Origin of the sequence: Streptomyces sp. BE20 (genome assembly GCF_036322525.1) — a bacterium.
Lineage (GTDB): Bacteria > Actinomycetota > Actinomycetes > Streptomycetales > Streptomycetaceae > Kitasatospora.
Window position 1 is genome coordinate 1 of sequence record NZ_JAQYWW010000921.1, and the last position, 335, is coordinate 335.

The window sequence follows — 335 nt, forward strand, 5'->3', positions numbered from 1 at the left end:
CTCCATCGGCGCCCTGCCCCTGACCGTCGCCCGCGACGCCGGCTGCCAAGTCGCCTACCTTCCAGGCCTCGCCATGCGACGAATCACCGACCTCTACCCCGGCGAGGCGAAGACCGACGCCAAGGACGCCGCCGTGATCGCCGACGCGGCCCGCACCATGCCCCACACCCTGCGCACGCTGGAACTCACCGACAAGATCACCGCCGAACTCACCGTCCTGACCGGGTTCGACCAGGACCTCGCCGCCGAGGCCACCCGCACCTCCAACCGGATACGCGGCCTGCTCACCCAGTTCCACCCGTCACTGGAGCGCGTGCTCGGACCACGGCTCGACC

General features: G+C 70.7%; 1 protein-coding gene. It reads left to right on the forward strand.

The window, feature by feature from the left end; translation table 11 throughout:
* Window positions 1-335: IS110 family transposase (locus tag PUR61_RS45470; protein ID WP_329880794.1), on the forward strand; the 335-nt coding region annotated here is incomplete at both ends.